This window comes from Streptomyces sp. WAC00040, from assembly GCF_056835925.1.
On the sequence record NZ_JAKQZE010000001.1, the window covers coordinates 2,343,225 to 2,358,364 of the forward strand.

13 protein-coding genes and 1 tRNA gene are annotated in these 15,140 nt (G+C 68.4%); 11 read left to right on the top strand and 3 right to left on the bottom strand.

Translation table 11 applies throughout. The annotated features are described in order from the left end of the window. Positions 1–46: 46 nt before the first annotated feature. Entirely contained in the window at positions 47–1,501 is a 1,455-nt protein-coding gene (locus MDN94_RS10775; protein WP_482725632.1) for an MFS transporter, read from the top strand. A 68-nt stretch (positions 1,502–1,569) separates the two neighbouring features. Continuing rightward, on the top strand, positions 1,570–2,625 hold the full coding sequence (locus tag MDN94_RS10780) for a UDP-N-acetylmuramate dehydrogenase (protein ID WP_482725633.1): 1,056 nt from the start codon (positions 1,570–1,572) through the stop codon (positions 2,623–2,625). Between the two features lie 46 nt (positions 2,626–2,671). Here the strand turns inward: MDN94_RS10780 and MDN94_RS10785 are convergent, their stop codons facing one another. After that, entirely contained in the window at positions 2,672–3,304 is a 633-nt protein-coding gene (locus MDN94_RS10785) for an NAD(P)-dependent oxidoreductase (protein ID WP_482725634.1), read from the bottom strand. 90 nt (positions 3,305–3,394) lie between these two features. Between MDN94_RS10785 and MDN94_RS10790 the strand changes: the two genes are divergently transcribed. Further along, positions 3,395–4,009: a TetR/AcrR family transcriptional regulator gene (locus MDN94_RS10790; RefSeq protein ID WP_482725635.1), complete on the top strand. Its 615-nt coding sequence runs from the start codon at positions 3,395–3,397 to the stop codon at positions 4,007–4,009. A 41-nt stretch (positions 4,010–4,050) separates the two neighbouring features. Here the strand turns inward: MDN94_RS10790 and MDN94_RS10795 are convergent, their stop codons facing one another. Then, positions 4,051–5,079 carry an adenosine deaminase gene (locus MDN94_RS10795; protein WP_482725636.1) on the bottom strand — a complete coding sequence of 343 codons (1,029 nt, stop codon included), beginning with the start codon at positions 5,077–5,079 and terminating at the stop codon, positions 4,051–4,053. A 120-nt stretch (positions 5,080–5,199) separates the two neighbouring features. Next, positions 5,200–6,426, bottom strand: coding sequence for a pyridoxal phosphate-dependent aminotransferase (locus MDN94_RS10800; protein ID WP_005313638.1), 1,227 nt, complete (start codon positions 6,424–6,426; stop codon positions 5,200–5,202). 227 nt (positions 6,427–6,653) lie between these two features. Here MDN94_RS10800 and MDN94_RS10805 point away from each other — a divergent pair. The 8 genes from MDN94_RS10805 to rpoB all read left to right on the top strand — a co-directional run bounded on the left by MDN94_RS10805 (position 6,654) and on the right by rpoB (position 15,058). Further along, positions 6,654–6,726: transfer RNA gene (locus tag MDN94_RS10805), tRNA-Trp, on the top strand. Between the two features lie 108 nt (positions 6,727–6,834). Further along, complete coding sequence (gene secE / locus MDN94_RS10810) at positions 6,835–7,122, top strand: preprotein translocase subunit SecE (protein ID WP_159688599.1); 288 nt, start codon at positions 6,835–6,837, stop codon at positions 7,120–7,122. A 72-nt stretch (positions 7,123–7,194) separates the two neighbouring features. Next, positions 7,195–8,091, top strand: coding sequence for a transcription termination/antitermination protein NusG (gene nusG / locus MDN94_RS10815; RefSeq protein ID WP_482725637.1), 897 nt, complete (start codon positions 7,195–7,197; stop codon positions 8,089–8,091). A 167-nt stretch (positions 8,092–8,258) separates the two neighbouring features. Further along, positions 8,259–8,693, top strand: coding sequence for a 50S ribosomal protein L11 (rplK, locus tag MDN94_RS10820; protein WP_005313632.1), 435 nt, complete (start codon positions 8,259–8,261; stop codon positions 8,691–8,693). A gap of 80 nt (positions 8,694–8,773) precedes the next feature. Continuing rightward, entirely contained in the window at positions 8,774–9,502 is a 729-nt protein-coding gene (gene rplA, locus MDN94_RS10825) for a 50S ribosomal protein L1 (protein WP_005313630.1), read from the top strand. A gap of 493 nt (positions 9,503–9,995) precedes the next feature. Further along, positions 9,996–10,526 carry a 50S ribosomal protein L10 gene (rplJ, locus tag MDN94_RS10830; protein ID WP_005313626.1) on the top strand — a complete coding sequence of 177 codons (531 nt, stop codon included), beginning with the start codon at positions 9,996–9,998 and terminating at the stop codon, positions 10,524–10,526. Between the two features lie 109 nt (positions 10,527–10,635). Continuing rightward, complete coding sequence (gene rplL / locus MDN94_RS10835; protein WP_142214215.1) at positions 10,636–11,019, top strand: 50S ribosomal protein L7/L12; 384 nt, start codon at positions 10,636–10,638, stop codon at positions 11,017–11,019. Positions 11,020–11,572: 553 nt separating this feature from the next. Beyond that, positions 11,573–15,058 carry a DNA-directed RNA polymerase subunit beta gene (gene rpoB, locus MDN94_RS10840; protein ID WP_482725638.1) on the top strand — a complete coding sequence of 1,162 codons (3,486 nt, stop codon included), beginning with the start codon at positions 11,573–11,575 and terminating at the stop codon, positions 15,056–15,058. Positions 15,059–15,140 lie beyond the last annotated feature (82 nt).

Here is a 15,140-nt window from a genome sequence, read left to right on the forward strand (position 1 = left end):
CTTGTCCGTGAAAGTTAGTCATCGATAACTAACCCCTGGGGGGGCAGTGAACCAGAACACGCAGCCCGCACGGCGCACCGGCGCCGTCTGGGCACTCGTCATCACCAGCGTCGCCGGCTTCATGGCGGCCCTCGACAACCTCGTCGTCACGACCGCCCTCCCCTCCATCCGGGAGGACCTGGGCGGCGGCCTGGAAGATCTTGAGTGGACGGTGAGCGCCTACACGCTCACCTTCGCGGTCCTGCTGATGTTCGGTGCGGCCCTGGGGGACCGCTTCGGCCGCCGTCGGCTGTTCATCATCGGCCTGGCGATCTTCACCGGCGCGTCCGCCGCGGCCGCGCTCGCGTCCGGCATAGACGCGCTCATCGCCGCCCGGGCCGTCCAGGGCGTCGGCGCGGCGATCATGATGCCGCTCACGCTGACACTGCTCACCGCCGCCGTCCCCGCCGCCCGCCGCGGGGCGATGCTGGGCCTCTTCAGCGCCGTGACCGGCGTGGCCGTCGCCACCGGCCCGCTGATCGGCGGCTCTCTCACCGAGCACATCTCGTGGCAGTGGATCTTCTGGCTGAACGTCCCGATCGGACTGCTCCTGCTGCCGCTCGCGCGCCTGCGCCTGCAAGAGTCCTACGCCCCGGACGCCCGGCTCGACGTCCCCGGCACCCTGCTGGTCAGCGGAGGCCTCTTCGGCATCGTCTACGGGCTCGTCAACGGCAACGCCGACGGCTGGACCAGCCCCCGGATCCTGTTCTGCCTGATCGCTGGCGCCGTGCTCCTGGTCGCCTTCGCCTGGTACGGCTCCGTCGCGAAGAAGCCCATGCTGCCCATGCGTCTCTTCCGCAGCCAGGCCTTCTTCGGCATCAATGTCGCGAGCCTGCTGATGTTCCTCGGCATGTTCGGCTCGATCTTCCTGCTCAGCCAGTTCCTCCAGGGCGTGGCCGGTTACTCGCCCACCGAGGCCGGGCTGCGGATGCTGCCCTGGACCGGCATGTCGCTGCTCGTCGCACCCGTCGCGGGTCTCCTGTCCGACCGGATCGGCGGGCGCCCGGTCGTCACCGCCGGCCTGGCGCTCCAGGCCGTCGGCCTCGCGCTCTTCGCGCTGGTGCTCGAGCCCGGTGTCTCCTACACCGCCCAGCTGCCCGCACTCGTCATCAGCGGCGTCGGCATGGCCCTCTACTTCGCGCCCGCCGCCAGTGTGGTCATGTCCAGCGTCCGCCCGTCGGAGCAGGGCATCGCCTCAGGTGCGAACAACGCCCTTCGCGAGGTCGGCGGCGCACTCGGTATCGCGGTGCTCGGCGCGGTCTTCGCCGCCCAGGGCGGTTACGAGTCCCCGCAGGCCTTCTCCGACGGCACGGTGCCCGCGGTGTGGATCGGCGCCGGGGCGCTGGCCGCCGCCGCCCTGGTGGCCCTGCTGATCCCCGGCGGGCGTACGAGGCCGGACGGCACGCTGTCCGGACCACCGGCCACGGCCGCGGAGAGCAGCCGCACACCCGTCGCCGTCTGACCCCCGCGTACCCGCACGGTCCGTGGCCCCGCCGGAGAGCCGGGGCCACGGACCGTACTCTTGTCCCCGTGCAGGAACTCCACGATGCCCCCCTCGCCCCCCTGACCACCTTCCGGCTCGGCGGTCCCGCGACCCGCCTCGTGGTCGCCACCACCGACGACGAGGTGATCGCCACCGTGCGAGAGGCGGACGAGGCCGGCACGCCGCTGCTGATCATCGGCGGCGGCAGCAACCTGGTGATCGGTGACAAGGGCTTCGACGGTACCGCTCTGCGCATCGCGACCAGCGGCTTCGACCTCGACGGGACGCGCCTGGAGCTGGCCGCGGGGGAGACGTGGAGCGACGCCGTCGCCCGCACCGTCGAAGCGGGGCTGGGCGGCGTCGAGTGCCTGGCCGGCATCCCCGGCTCCGCGGGCGCGACCCCGATCCAGAACGTCGGCGCCTACGGCCAGGAGGTCTCGTCGACGATCACGGAGGTCGTCGCGTACGACCGCCGCAGCGGCGGGACAGTGGTCCTTCCCAACGCCGAGTGCGGCTTCTCCTACCGCAACAGCCGCTTCAAGCAGGAACCCGACCGCTACGTCGTGCTGCGTGTCCGTTTCGAGCTCGAGGACGCCGGCGGCCTGTCCGCGCCCGTGAAGTACGCCGAGACCGCCCGTGCCCTCGGGATCGATGTGGGCGACCGGGTCCCGGCCGCCACCGCCCGTGAGACCGTGCTCGCCCTGCGCGCGGGCAAGGGCATGGTGCTCGACGCCGACGACCACGACACCTGGTCGGCCGGCTCCTTCTTCACCAACCCGATCCTCACCGCCGCCGAGTACGAGACCTTCCTGGCCCGCGTCCGCGACCGGCTCGGCGACGGCGTCGCCCCGCCCGCCTACCCGGCGGGCGACGGGCACACCAAGACGTCGGCCGCCTGGCTGATCGACAAGGCCGGATTCACCAAGGGCTACGGCTCCGGGCCCGCACGCATCTCCACCAAGCACACGCTCGCCCTCACCAACCGGGGTCGGGCCACGACGGAGGACCTGCTGGCGCTGGCCCGGGAGGTGGTGGACGGCGTGCGCGACGCGTTCGGCGTGACGCTGGTCAACGAGCCGGTGACCGTGGGCGTCAGCCTCTGAGCCTCCGGACGCCCGAGATCCGGCAGGACCCCTCGAACCCGAAGATCTAATAGGCGACGCCGACGGCCTGCCTGAGAGTGGCGGGGTCGTCGGTCATCGCGAGCATCGCGTGCGCCACGTCAGCCCGGCCGATCATCCTGGCGCTGCGCGGATTGCCGCCGACCGCGACGCGGTACCTGCCGGTCAATGGCCTGTCGAGCAGCCTCGGCGGGCGCACGGCGGTCCAGTCGGCCGCCGATCGCGCGAGTTCGCCCTCCATGGCCCGCAGATCGTCGTAGACCGGCTTCAGCACCGCCCCCACGACCGACGTCATCGCTCGGTCCCGCAGCGGCTCCCGCTCCGGTGCGCTGCCGAGCGGCGCCGCACTCACGACCAGCAACCGCCGCGTGCCCTCGGCCTCCATCGCGGCCAGCACCGCGCGGGTGAGGCGGGCGGCGATGCCGGCGTCGGACCGCCTGCGGGGGCCGAGACCCGAGAGCACCGCGTCCTGCCCGGCCACGGCTTCGCGCAGTGCCTCCGGGTCGTCGAGACCGGAGCGGACGACCTCGAGCCGTTCCCCGGTGACCGTGAAACGCGCCGGATCGCGGACCACGGCCGTCACCCGATGGCCGGCGGCCAGGGCCTGCTCGACGATCTGCCCGCCGATGCCGCCGGTCGCGCCGAACACTGTGAGCTTCATGGTGCACACCCTCCTCAGGTGGGTAAGTGTTCACTCACCCCTAGAGTGAGTGGGTACTCACCTATACGTCAAGCCCGGTCTGGAGCGCGCATGGACCACAAGCCCACCCGCGTCCGCATCATCGACGCCGCGCGAGACCTGATGCTCTCCATCGGTCTCGCCCGAACCACCACCAAGGAGATCGCCAAGGCGGCCGGCTGCTCGGAGGCTGCGCTCTACAAGCACTTCACCGGCAAGGAGGAGCTGTTCGTGACCGTGCTCCAGGAAAGGCTGCCGAAGCTGGGCCCCCTGCTGGCCGAGCTGGCGGCCGATCCGGGCGGCGCGAGCGTCGAGGAGAACCTCACCGAGATCGCCCGCCAAGCGGCCCTCTTCTACGAGAGGACCTTCCCCATGGCGGCGTCGCTGTACGCCGAACCCCGCCTCAAGCGCCGGCACGAAGAGGCCATGCGCGAGATGGGAACAGGGCCGCACAAGCCCATCGAGGGCCTCGACGCGTATCTGCGCGCCGAGCGGGCCGCCGGCCGCATCGGCCCGGACGCCGACACCCACGCCGCCGCGTCCCTGCTCCTGGGCGCCTGCGCGCAGCGCGCCTTCGCCTACGACATGACGCCGGGCCACCGGCCGCCGCAGCCGCTCGACGAGTTCGCGGCGGGTCTCGCGCGCACGCTGTTGCGGGGCATCGCCACCACCGGCGACGCCCGCTGAGCGCTGTACCGCCGGGCCGTGCCGGCCCCCGACGGCGTGCCCTATGCCGGCGCAGACGCCAGCCAGTCGTCGATCCCCGCCAGCAGCTTCTGCCTGATGTCCTCGGGCGCCGCCGAACCCCGCACCGACTGGCGGGCCAGTTCCGCGAGCTCCTGGTCCGTGAAGGCGTGGTGGCGGCGGGCCAGTTCGTACTGTGCCGCCAGCCGGGAGCCGAACAGCAGCGGATCGTCCGCGCCGAGCGCCATGGGGACCCCTGCGTCGTACAGCGTCCGCAGCGGCACGTCCTCCGGCTTCTCGTAGACGCCGAGCGCCACGTTCGAGGCCGGGCAGACCTCGCAGGTCACGCCCCTCTCGGCGAGCTTGCGCATCAGCCTCGGATCCTCCGCCGCCCGCACACCGTGGCCGATCCGCGAGGCACGCAGGTCGTCGAGGCAGTCCCGTACGGACGCGGGTCCGGTCAGTTCGCCGCCGTGCGGGGCCGCCAGCAGCCCGCCCTCGCGGGCGATGGCGAAGGCGCGGTCGAAGTCCCGCGCCATGCCCCGCCGTTCGTCGTTGGAGAGGCCGAATCCGACGATGCCGCGGTCCGCGTAGCGCACCGCCAGCCGGGCGAGCGTCCGGGCGTCCAGCGGGTGTTTCATCCGGTTCGCCGCGACCAGCACACGCATCCCCAGCCCGGTCTCCCGGGAGGCCGTGTCCACGGCGTCGAGGATGATCTCCAGTGCCGGGATCAGACCGCCGAGCCGCGGCGCGTACGAGGTCGGGTCGACCTGGATCTCCAGCCAGCCCGAGCCGTCCCTGATGTCCTCCTCCGCCGCCTCACGCACCAGCCGCTGGATGTCCTCGGGATCGCGCAGGCAGGAGCGGGCCATGTCGTACAGCCGCTGGAAGCGGAACCACCCGCGCTCGTCCGTGGCGCGCAGCTTCGGTGGCTCGCCGCCGGTCAGCGCCTCCGGAAGATGCACGCCGTGCTTGTCGGCGAGCTCAAGAAGAGTGGTGGGCCGCATCGACCCGGTGAAGTGCAGGTGCAGATGGGCTTTCGGCAGCAGGCTGACGTCTCGTTCGCGCTCCATTGAGTGATCCTGCCAAAGACAACCGGAACGGGGCAGCCCCTTTCCCCGATCGGGTTCTTGCCCGAACACAGAAACGGGCCCCCGGCCGAAGCCGGGGACCCGTCGCACGAGGGAAGGGGATCAGTCGCGGGCCTCGGCCAGCAGCTTCTGGATCCGGGAGACACCCTCGGCCAGGTCCTCGTCGCCCAGCGCGTAGGAAAGGCGCAGGTAGCCGGGCGTGCCGAAGGCCTCGCCCGGGACGACCGCCACCTCGACCTCGTCGAGGATCAGGGCCGCGAGCTCCACCGAGGACTGCGGACGACGGCCGCGGATCTCCTTGCCCAGCAGGCCCTTCACCGACGGGTAGGCGTAGAAGGCGCCCTCTGGGGTCGGGCAGACCACACCATCGATCTCGTTGAGCATCCGCACGATCGTCTGCCGGCGGCGGTCGAAGGCCTCCCGCATCTTCGCGACGGCGTCCAGGTCCCCGGAGACGGCGGCCAGGGCGGCGATCTGCGCCACGTTGGAGACGTTCGACGTCGCGTGCGACTGGAGGTTGGTGGCCGCCTTCACGACGTCCTTCGGGCCGACGATCCACCCCACGCGCCAGCCCGTCATGGCGTACGTCTTCGCGACACCGTTGACGACGATGCACTTCTCACGCAGCGCCGGGACAAGGGCGGGCAGCGAGGTGAACGTCGCGTCGCCGTAGACCAGGTGCTCGTAGATCTCGTCGGTCAGCACCCACAGACCGTGCTCCGCGGCCCACTCGCCGATCGCCCTCGCGTCGGCCTCGCTGTAGACCGCACCGGTCGGGTTGGACGGCGAGACGAAGAGGACGACCTTGGTCTTCTCCGTGCGCGCGGCCTCCAGCTGCTCCACGGAGACGCGGTAGCCGGTGGTCTCGTCGGCCACGACATCGACGGGGACGCCACCCGCGAGACGGATCGACTCGGGGTACGTGGTCCAGTACGGCGCCGGCACGATGACCTCGTCACCCGGGTCGAGGATCGCGGCGAACGCCTCGTAGATCGCCTGCTTGCCGCCGTTGGTCACCAGGATCTGGGCCGGGTCCACCTCGTACCCGGAGTCGCGCAGCGTCTTCTCCGCGATGGCCTTCTTCAGCTCCGGCAGACCGCCGGCGGGCGTGTAGCGGTGGTACTTCGGATTGCGGCAGGCCTCGACGGCGGCCTCGACGATGTAGTCGGGGGTCGGGAAGTCGGGCTCACCGGCGCCGAAGCCGATCACCGGACGCCCGGCGGCCTTGAGGGCCTTGGCCTTGGCGTCGACGGCGAGGGTCGCGGACTCGGAGATCGCGCCGATGCGCGCGGAGACCCGGCGCTCGGTGGGAGGGGTTGCAGCGCTCATACGGCCCATGCTCCCAGACGCCGGAAGGACGCGGCACACAGGTTTCGAAGGGCGGACAAACGGACCCTCGGCCGCCCGCCGAACGGTCCCGGAGGGGGCGGCCGGGCTTTGTGTTCGACGCCGGGCCTGGGAACACGTACACTCACTGGCTGTTGGCCCTCACCAGCCAAGTCCGAGCCGGGCACTTAGTGCACCCGGGCGGATGCGGTAGGTTGGGGGAGTCACAAAGGGTCGTAGCTCAATTGGTAGAGCACTGGTCTCCAAAACCAGCGGTTGGGGGTTCAAGTCCCTCCGGCCCTGCTACACACACCTTCGCCAGGCTGTGTGCGCATGTACGTACTTCTATGCACCGCCGTGCGGCTCCACCGGGCGCGGCACGGCCACGACCCGGGAATCAGGTGAGAGATCGTGACGGACGCCGTAGGCTCCATCGACATGCCTGATGCCGAGGACGAGACGCCGGAGTCGAAGAAGAAGACCCGCAAGGGCGGCAAGCGCGGCAAGAAGGGCCCGCTGGGTCGCCTGGCTCTCTTCTACCGCCAGATCGTCGCCGAGCTGCGCAAGGTCGTCTGGCCGACTCGTCATCAACTGACGACGTACACCACAGTGGTGATTATCTTCGTCGTCATCATGATCGGCCTCGTGACCGTGATTGACTATGGCTTCCAGGAAGCAGTCAAGTACGTCTTCGGCTGATCCGCGGAGGGCGCCGGAAATCGGCGCCCCTTTCGCATGTTCCACCCCATCTGTATCCAGGAAGAAGCCACCGTGTCTGACCCGAACCTGAACGACGCCGACCGTTCCGGCGAGAGCTTCGAGTCCCCTGAGGACGAGCTCGACATCGTCGAGGCGTCGGACGCTGAGGAGCCGGACCAGGCAGAGGCTGCCGACGACGCCGCCGGTGAGCCGGCCGAGGACGAGGCCCTGCACGTCGAGAACGTCGACGAGGACGAGGCCGGCTCCGAGGACGCCGAGGCTGCTGAGGAGAGCGCGGAAGAGGCTCCCGAGGAGAGCGCCGAAGAGGCCGACGAGGAGCCCGCGGCTCCCGTCGACCCGGTCGCCGCACTCCGCGACGAGCTCCGTGGCCTCCCCGGCGAGTGGTACGTGATCCACACCTACGCGGGCTACGAGAAGCGCGTGAAGGCCAACCTGGAGCAGCGTGCCGTCTCGCTGAACGTCGAGGAGTTCATCTACCAGGCCGAGGTGCCCGAGGAAGAGATCGTCCAGATCAAGAACGGCGAGCGCAAGAACGTCCGGCAGAACAAGCTGCCCGGCTACGTTCTCGTCCGCATGGATCTGACGAACGAGTCCTGGGGCGTCGTCCGTAACACCCCCGGTGTCACCGGCTTCGTCGGCAACGCCTACGACCCGTACCCGCTGACCCTGGACGAGATCGTCAAGATGCTCGCCCCGGAGGCCGAGGAGAAGGCCGCCCGCGAAGCCGCGGAGGCCGAGGGCAAGCCGGCTCCGGCCCGCAAGGTCGAGGTCCAGGTGCTGGACTTCGAGGTCGGCGACTCGGTCACCGTCACCGACGGCCCGTTCGCGACGCTGCAGGCCACGATCAACGAGATCAACGCCGACTCGAAGAAGGTCAAGGGCCTTGTCGAGATCTTCGGCCGCGAGACCCCGGTCGAGCTCAGCTTCGACCAGATCCAGAAGAACTAGTTCCTTCTGGACGCCAGGTTTCCGAACAGGTCAGACCGCCTCTCGCAGGCTGTCTGACCTGCTCGGTTTTTGGCCGCGCATGGATACCCGTTATCGTTGTGCGGTATGCCTCCATCCGGATGATCGGGTGGCAGGCGGATAACTCTCACTAGGACCCGGAGAGAGCAATGCCTCCCAAGAAGAAGAAGGTCACGGGGCTTATCAAGCTCCAGATCCAGGCCGGTGCGGCCAACCCGGCTCCGCCGGTCGGCCCCGCCCTGGGTCAGCACGGCGTCAACATCATGGAGTTCTGCAAGGCCTACAACGCCGCGACCGAGTCGCAGCGTGGCATGGTCGTGCCGGTGGAGATCACGGTCTACGAGGACCGTTCCTTCACCTTCATCACCAAGACTCCGCCGGCCGCCAAGCTGATCCTCAAGGCCGCGGGTGTGGACAAGGGCTCCGGCGAGCCGCACAAGACCAAGGTCGCCAAGCTGACGGCTGCCCAGGTCCGCGAGATCGCCACGACCAAGCTCCCCGACCTGAACGCCAATGACCTCGACGCCGCGTCGAAGATCATTGCCGGCACCGCCCGTTCCATGGGCATCACGGTCGAGGGCTGACAGCCCCCTCGTAAGCCCCAGTGGTAGGACCAAGCGCTGGTCCGCACCACGACTCCACGCTCAACACATCAGGAGCAGAAGTGAAGCGCAGCAAGACTCTCCGCGCTGCGGACGCCAAGATCGACCGGGAGCGTAACTACGCCCCGCTCGAGGCCGTCCGTCTCGCCAAGGACACCGCCGCCACCAAGTTCGACGGCACCGTCGAGGTCGCCTTCCGTCTGGGCGTTGACCCGCGTAAGGCCGACCAGATGGTCCGTGGCACCGTCAACCTTCCGCACGGCACCGGCAAGACCGCCCGGGTCCTGGTCTTCGCGACCGGTGACCGTGCTGCGGCCGCGGAAGCCGCGGGCGCCGACATCGTCGGCTCCGACGAACTGATCGACGAGATCTCCAAGGGCAACCGCCTGAACGAGTTCGACGCGGTCGTCGCCACCCCGGACCTCATGGGCAAGGTCGGCCGCCTCGGCCGTGTGCTCGGTCCGCGTGGTCTGATGCCGAACCCGAAGACCGGCACCGTCACGATGGACGTCGCCAAGGCCGTCAACGAGATCAAGGGCGGCAAGATCGAGTTCCGCGTCGACAAGCACTCGAACCTGCACTTCATCATCGGCAAGGTCTCCTTCGACGAGACGAAGCTGGTCGAGAACTACGCCGCGGCGCTGGAGGAGATCCTCCGTCTCAAGCCGTCCGCCGCGAAGGGCCGCTACATCAAGAAGGCGACCCTGACGACGACGATGGGCCCCGGCATCCCGCTGGACTCCAACCGCACCCGCAACCTCCTCGTCGAGGAGGACCCGGCCGCCGTCTGATCCCTGGACGGCAGTCGCGGGCATCGCGTCTCCAAGAATCCGGCCTCCGCAGCTCCTCGAGCTGCGGAGGCCGGATTTTTGCGTGGACTGTCGTGGGGCGCCGGGAGTCCCGTGGGGGACGGGAAACGGCCGGCGCAGGCAGGCCGGTGGGCCGCTGCGCAGCCGAGCACGCGCCTCCGGGGCCCCGTGGCATCCCAGGAGGGACGGAGGGCGCAGGGGACGCCCTGGCGCGAATACGGCGGATTTGCCTGGCGGGGTTGCGCTCGCGTACTCTTCCGAAGAAGCCAAAGACCGCTGGTCGTTGCCGTGCTCTCCTTCCGAGGGTCCGGTGGCCGAAGGATCCGCTCAGTAGCGGACGTCCTGCGCAGGTGACTGTGGAAAGTTCCCGGGAGTAATTCCGGTCGAGCTCAGCCCCGTGCGCCTGCGCCGGGGCGTTTCGTTTTGTTCGGCCCCTTCTGAGCGGTCCTCATCACCCGGAAGGAGGCCGACGCTCATGGCAAGGCCCGACAAGGCCGCCGCGGTGGCCGAGCTGACGGAGTCGTTCCGCAGCTCGAACGCCGCCGTGCTGACCGAGTACCGGGGTCTCACCGTGGCTCAGCTCAAGGAGCTGCGCCGTTCGCTCGGTGAGAACGCCCAGTACGCCGTGGTGAAGAACACGCTGACCAAGATCGCGGCCAACGAGGCCGGGATCAACTCGCTCGACGACCACTTCACTGGTCCGACGGCGGTTGCCTTCATCACCGGTGACCCGGTGGAGTCGGCGAAGGGTCTTCGTGACTTCGCCAAGGACAACCCGAACCTGATCATCAAGGGCGGTGTCCTTGATGGCAAGGCGCTGTCCGCCGATGAGATCAAGAAGCTTGCGGACCTCGAGTCCCGCGAGGTTCTGCTCGCCAAGCTGGCGGGCGCCATGAAGGGCAAGCAGTCCCAGGCTGCCGCGCTCTTCCAGGCGCTTCCCTCGAAGTTCGTCCGCACCGCGGAGGCGCTTCGTGCCAAGAAGGCCGAGCAGGGCGGTGCCGAGTAATTCGGCTCGCGCATTGACCGCCGCCTGAGGCGACGGTCACAGCGGGCCGAACGTACGCCCGCCTCACATGTACACACGGCACCTGCCGAATGAGTGGAAGGACGCCATCATGGCGAAGCTGTCCCAGGACGACCTGCTCGCGCAGTTCGAGGAGATGACCCTCATCGAGCTCTCCGAGTTCGTGAAGGCCTTCGAGGAGAAGTTCGACGTCACCGCCGCTGCCCCGGTCGCCGTTGCCGCCGGTGGCGCTGCTGCCGCCCCGGCCGAGGCCGAGGCCGAGCAGGACGAGTTCGACGTCATCCTCACCGGCGCCGGTGAGAAGAAGATCCAGGTCATCAAGGTCGTGCGTGAGCTGACCTCCCTGGGTCTGAAGGAGGCCAAGGACCTCGTCGACGGCACCCCGAAGCCGGTCCTCGAGAAGGTCGCCAAGGAGGCCGCGGAGAAGGCTGCCGAGTCCCTCAAGGCTGCCGGCGCCTCCGTCGAGGTCAAGTGACCTCGCGAGTCTTCTGACTCCCGCGCTGTAACGCGCACACACTGAAGGGCGATCACCCAGTCGGGTGGTCGCCCTTCGGCGTTCCGGCCGAGGGTGCCTTGCTCTTCTCCCTCCTGGGAGTATGGTGATCTTCGCCGTGCGCCCCTCACGGCGGCCTCTGAGGGTCCCGGAGCAGCAGCTCAGGGACCAGGGCCTTGACGAACCGCACGCAGCGCGCAATTCTCAGGACGCGTCGTCACAACGATCCACGTTCCGAGGCATGGATCGACGACCGAACGGGCAGTATCGATGTGCGCCTCACGGCGCATGGGGTTCGCGGAGATGAGAAAAACGAGGGTCTCGAGGGTCTCGAAAACCCGCACTGGACATCAGTGTGCCAAGTGGCTACACTGACCCTTTGCGCTGCCTGTTAGCTGCCCTCTGCCCGTCACCAGGGGCATGCCCGTGTCTGAGCTTCGGATGAAGAACAGCCCCTAGCTGGGGTTTCTCCCTCCGTTCACAACACGGGACCGGTACGCGCGTAGTGAGTCCGAGCCCTCGGAAGGACCCCCTCTTGGCCGCCTCGCGCAACGCCTCGACCGCGAATACGAACAACGGCGCCAGCACTGCCCCGCTGCGCATCTCCTTTGCAAAGATCAAGGAGCCCCTCGAGGTTCCGAACCTCCTCGCGCTGCAGACCGAGAGCTTTGACTGGCTGCTCGGCAATGCCGCATGGAAGGCTCGTGTCGAGGCGGCTCTCGAAAGCGGACAGGACGTCCCCACCAAGTCCGGTCTGGAAGAGATCTTCGAGGAGATCTCGCCGATCGAGGACTTCTCCGGGTCGATGTCGCTGACCTTCCGCGACCACCGTTTCGAGCCCCCGAAGAACTCGATCGACGAGTGCAAGGAGCGCGACTTCACGTACGCGGCCCCGCTCTTCGTCACGGCCGAGTTCACCAACAACGAGACCGGCGAGATCAAGTCCCAGACGGTCTTCATGGGCGACTTCCCGCTCATGACCAACAAGGGCACCTTCGTCATCAACGGCACCGAGCGTGTCGTGGTGTCGCAGCTGGTCCGCTCGCCGGGTGTCTACTTCGACTCCAACATCGACAAGACGTCCGACAAGGACATCTTCACGGCCAAGATCATCCCGTCCCGGGGTGCCTGGCTGGAGATGGAGATCGACAAGCGCGACATGGTCGGTGTCCGTATCGACCGCAAGCGCAAGCAGTCCGTGACCGTCCTGCTCAAGGCGCTCGGCTGGACCACCGAGCAGATCCTCGAGGAGTTCGGCGAGTACGAGTCCATGCGCGCCACCCTGGAGAAGGACCACACCCAGGGCCAGGACGACGCGCTGCTCGACATCTACCGCAAGCTGCGTCCGGGCGAGCCCCCGACGCGCGAGGCGGCCCAGACGCTGCTCGAGAACCTCTACTTCAACCCGAAGCGCTACGACCTCGCCAAGGTCGGCCGCTACAAGGTGAACAAGAAGCTCGGCGCGGACGAGCCGCTGGACGCCGGCGTCCTCACCACCGACGACGTCATCGCCACCATCAAGTACCTGGTCAAGCTGCACGCCGGTGAGACCGAGACGGTCGGCGAGTCGGGCACCCAGATCGTCGTCGAGACCGACGACATCGACCACTTCGGCAACCGCCGTCTGCGCAACGTCGGCGAGCTCATCCAGAACCAGGTCCGCACGGGTCTGGCTCGTATGGAGCGCGTCGTGCGTGAGCGCATGACGACCCAGGACGTCGAGGCGATCACGCCGCAGACGCTGATCAACATCCGGCCGGTCGTCGCCTCCATCAAGGAGTTCTTCGGCACCAGCCAGCTGTCGCAGTTCATGGACCAGAACAACCCGCTGTCGGGTCTCACCCACAAGCGCCGTCTGTCGGCTCTTGGCCCGGGTGGTCTCTCCCGTGAGCGGGCCGGCTTCGAGGTCCGTGACGTGCACCCCTCGCACTACGGCCGCATGTGCCCGATCGAGACCCCTGAAGGCCCGAACATCGGTCTGATCGGCTCGCTCGCGTCCTACGGCCGGGTCAACGCGTTCGGCTTCGTCGAGACCCCGTACCGCAAGGTCACCGACGGCCAGGTCACCGACGAGGTCGACTACCTGACCGCCGACGAGGAGGACCGCTTCGTCATCGCCCAGGCGAACGCGACCCTGAGCGACGAGCTGCGCTTCACCGAGGCGCGCGTGCTGGTCCGCCGTCGTGGCGGCGAGGTCGACTACGTCCCGCCGACCGAGGTCGACTACATGGACGTCTCGCCGCGCCAGATGGTGTCGGTGGCGACCGCCATGATCCCGTTCCTCGAGCACGACGACGCCAACCGTGCCCTCATGGGCGCGAACATGATGCGCCAGGCCGTTCCGCTCATCAAGGCGGAGGCCCCGCTCGTCGGCACCGGCATGGAGTACCGCTGTGCCACCGACGCCGGCGACGTCATCAAGGCGGAGAAGGACGGTGTCATCCAGGAGGTCTCGGCCGACTACGTCACCGTCGCGAACGACGACGGCACGTACACCACGTACCGCATCGCCAAGTTCTCCCGCTCCAACCAGGGCACCTCGGTGAACCAGAAGGTCATCGTCTCCGAGGGCGACCGGGTCATCGAGGGCCAGGTCCTCGCCGACGGCCCCGCCACCGAGAACGGTGAGATGGCGCTCGGCAAGAACCTGCTCGTGGCGTTCATGCCGTGGGAGGGTCACAACTACGAGGACGCGATCATCCTGTCGCAGCGCCTCGTGCAGGACGACGTCCTCTCCTCGATCCACATCGAGGAGCACGAGGTCGACGCCCGTGACACCAAGCTCGGCCCCGAGGAGATCACCCGGGACATCCCGAACGTCTCCGAGGAGGTCCTCGCGGACCTCGACGAGCGCGGCATCATCCGTATCGGTGCGGAGGTCGTCGCCGGTGACATCCTGGTCGGCAAGGTCACGCCCAAGGGTGAGACCGAGCTGACCCCGGAGGAGCGTCTGCTTCGCGCGATCTTCGGTGAGAAGGCGCGTGAGGTCCGTGACACCTCGCTGAAGGTGCCGCACGGCGAGACCGGCAAGGTCATCGGTGTGCGTGTCTTCGACCGCGAGGAGGGCGACGAGCTTCCCCCGGGCGTCAACCAGCTGGTCCGCGTCTACGTGGCCCAGAAGCGCAAGATCACCGACGGTGACAAGCTCGCCGGCCGTCACGGCAACAAGGGCGTCATCTCGAAGATCCTGCCGATCGAGGACATGCCGTTCCTGGAGGACGGCACCCCGGTCGACATCATCCTCAACCCGCTGGGTGTCCCGTCCCGAATGAACCCGGGACAGGTCCTGGAGATCCACCTCGGCTGGCTCGCCAGCCGCGGCTGGGACGTCTCCGGGCTGGCGGACGACTGGGCGCAGCGCCTGCAGTCCATCGGCGCCGACCAGGTCGCCCCCGGCACCAACGTCGCCACCCCGGTCTTCGACGGTGCGCGTGAGGACGAGATCGCCGGCCTCTTCGACGCCACGATCCCCAACCGCGACGGCGACCGCCTGGTCCAGTCGTCCGGCAAGGCCAACCTGTTCGACGGCCGCTCCGGCGAGCCGTTCCCGGACCCGATCTCGATCGGGTACATGTACATCCTCAAGCTCCACCACCTGGTCGACGACAAGCTCCACGCCCGTTCGACCGGTCCGTACTCCATGATCACCCAGCAGCCGCTGGGTGGTAAGGCCCAGTTCGGTGGCCAGCGGTTCGGCGAGATGGAGGTGTGGGCACTCGAGGCTTATGGAGCGGCCTACGCGCTCCAGGAGCTGCTGACCATCAAGTCCGACGACGTGACCGGCCGCGTGAAGGTCTACGAGGCCATCGTCAAGGGCGAGAACATCCCCGAGCCCGGCATTCCCGAGTCCTTCAAGGTGCTCATCAAGGAAATGCAGTCGCTCTGCCTCAACGTGGAGGTGCTTTCCTCGGACGGTATGTCCATCGAGATGCGCGACACGGACGAGGACGTCTTCCGCGCCGCGGAGGAGCTCGGTATCGACCTGTCCCGGCGTGAGCCGAGCAGCGTCGAAGAGGTCTGACGGGCCTGGCGGGGGCTTCCTAGAAGAAGCCCCCGCCATCCCCGGGACCGTTCAGACCATGATTGAGACACGACCCCGAAAG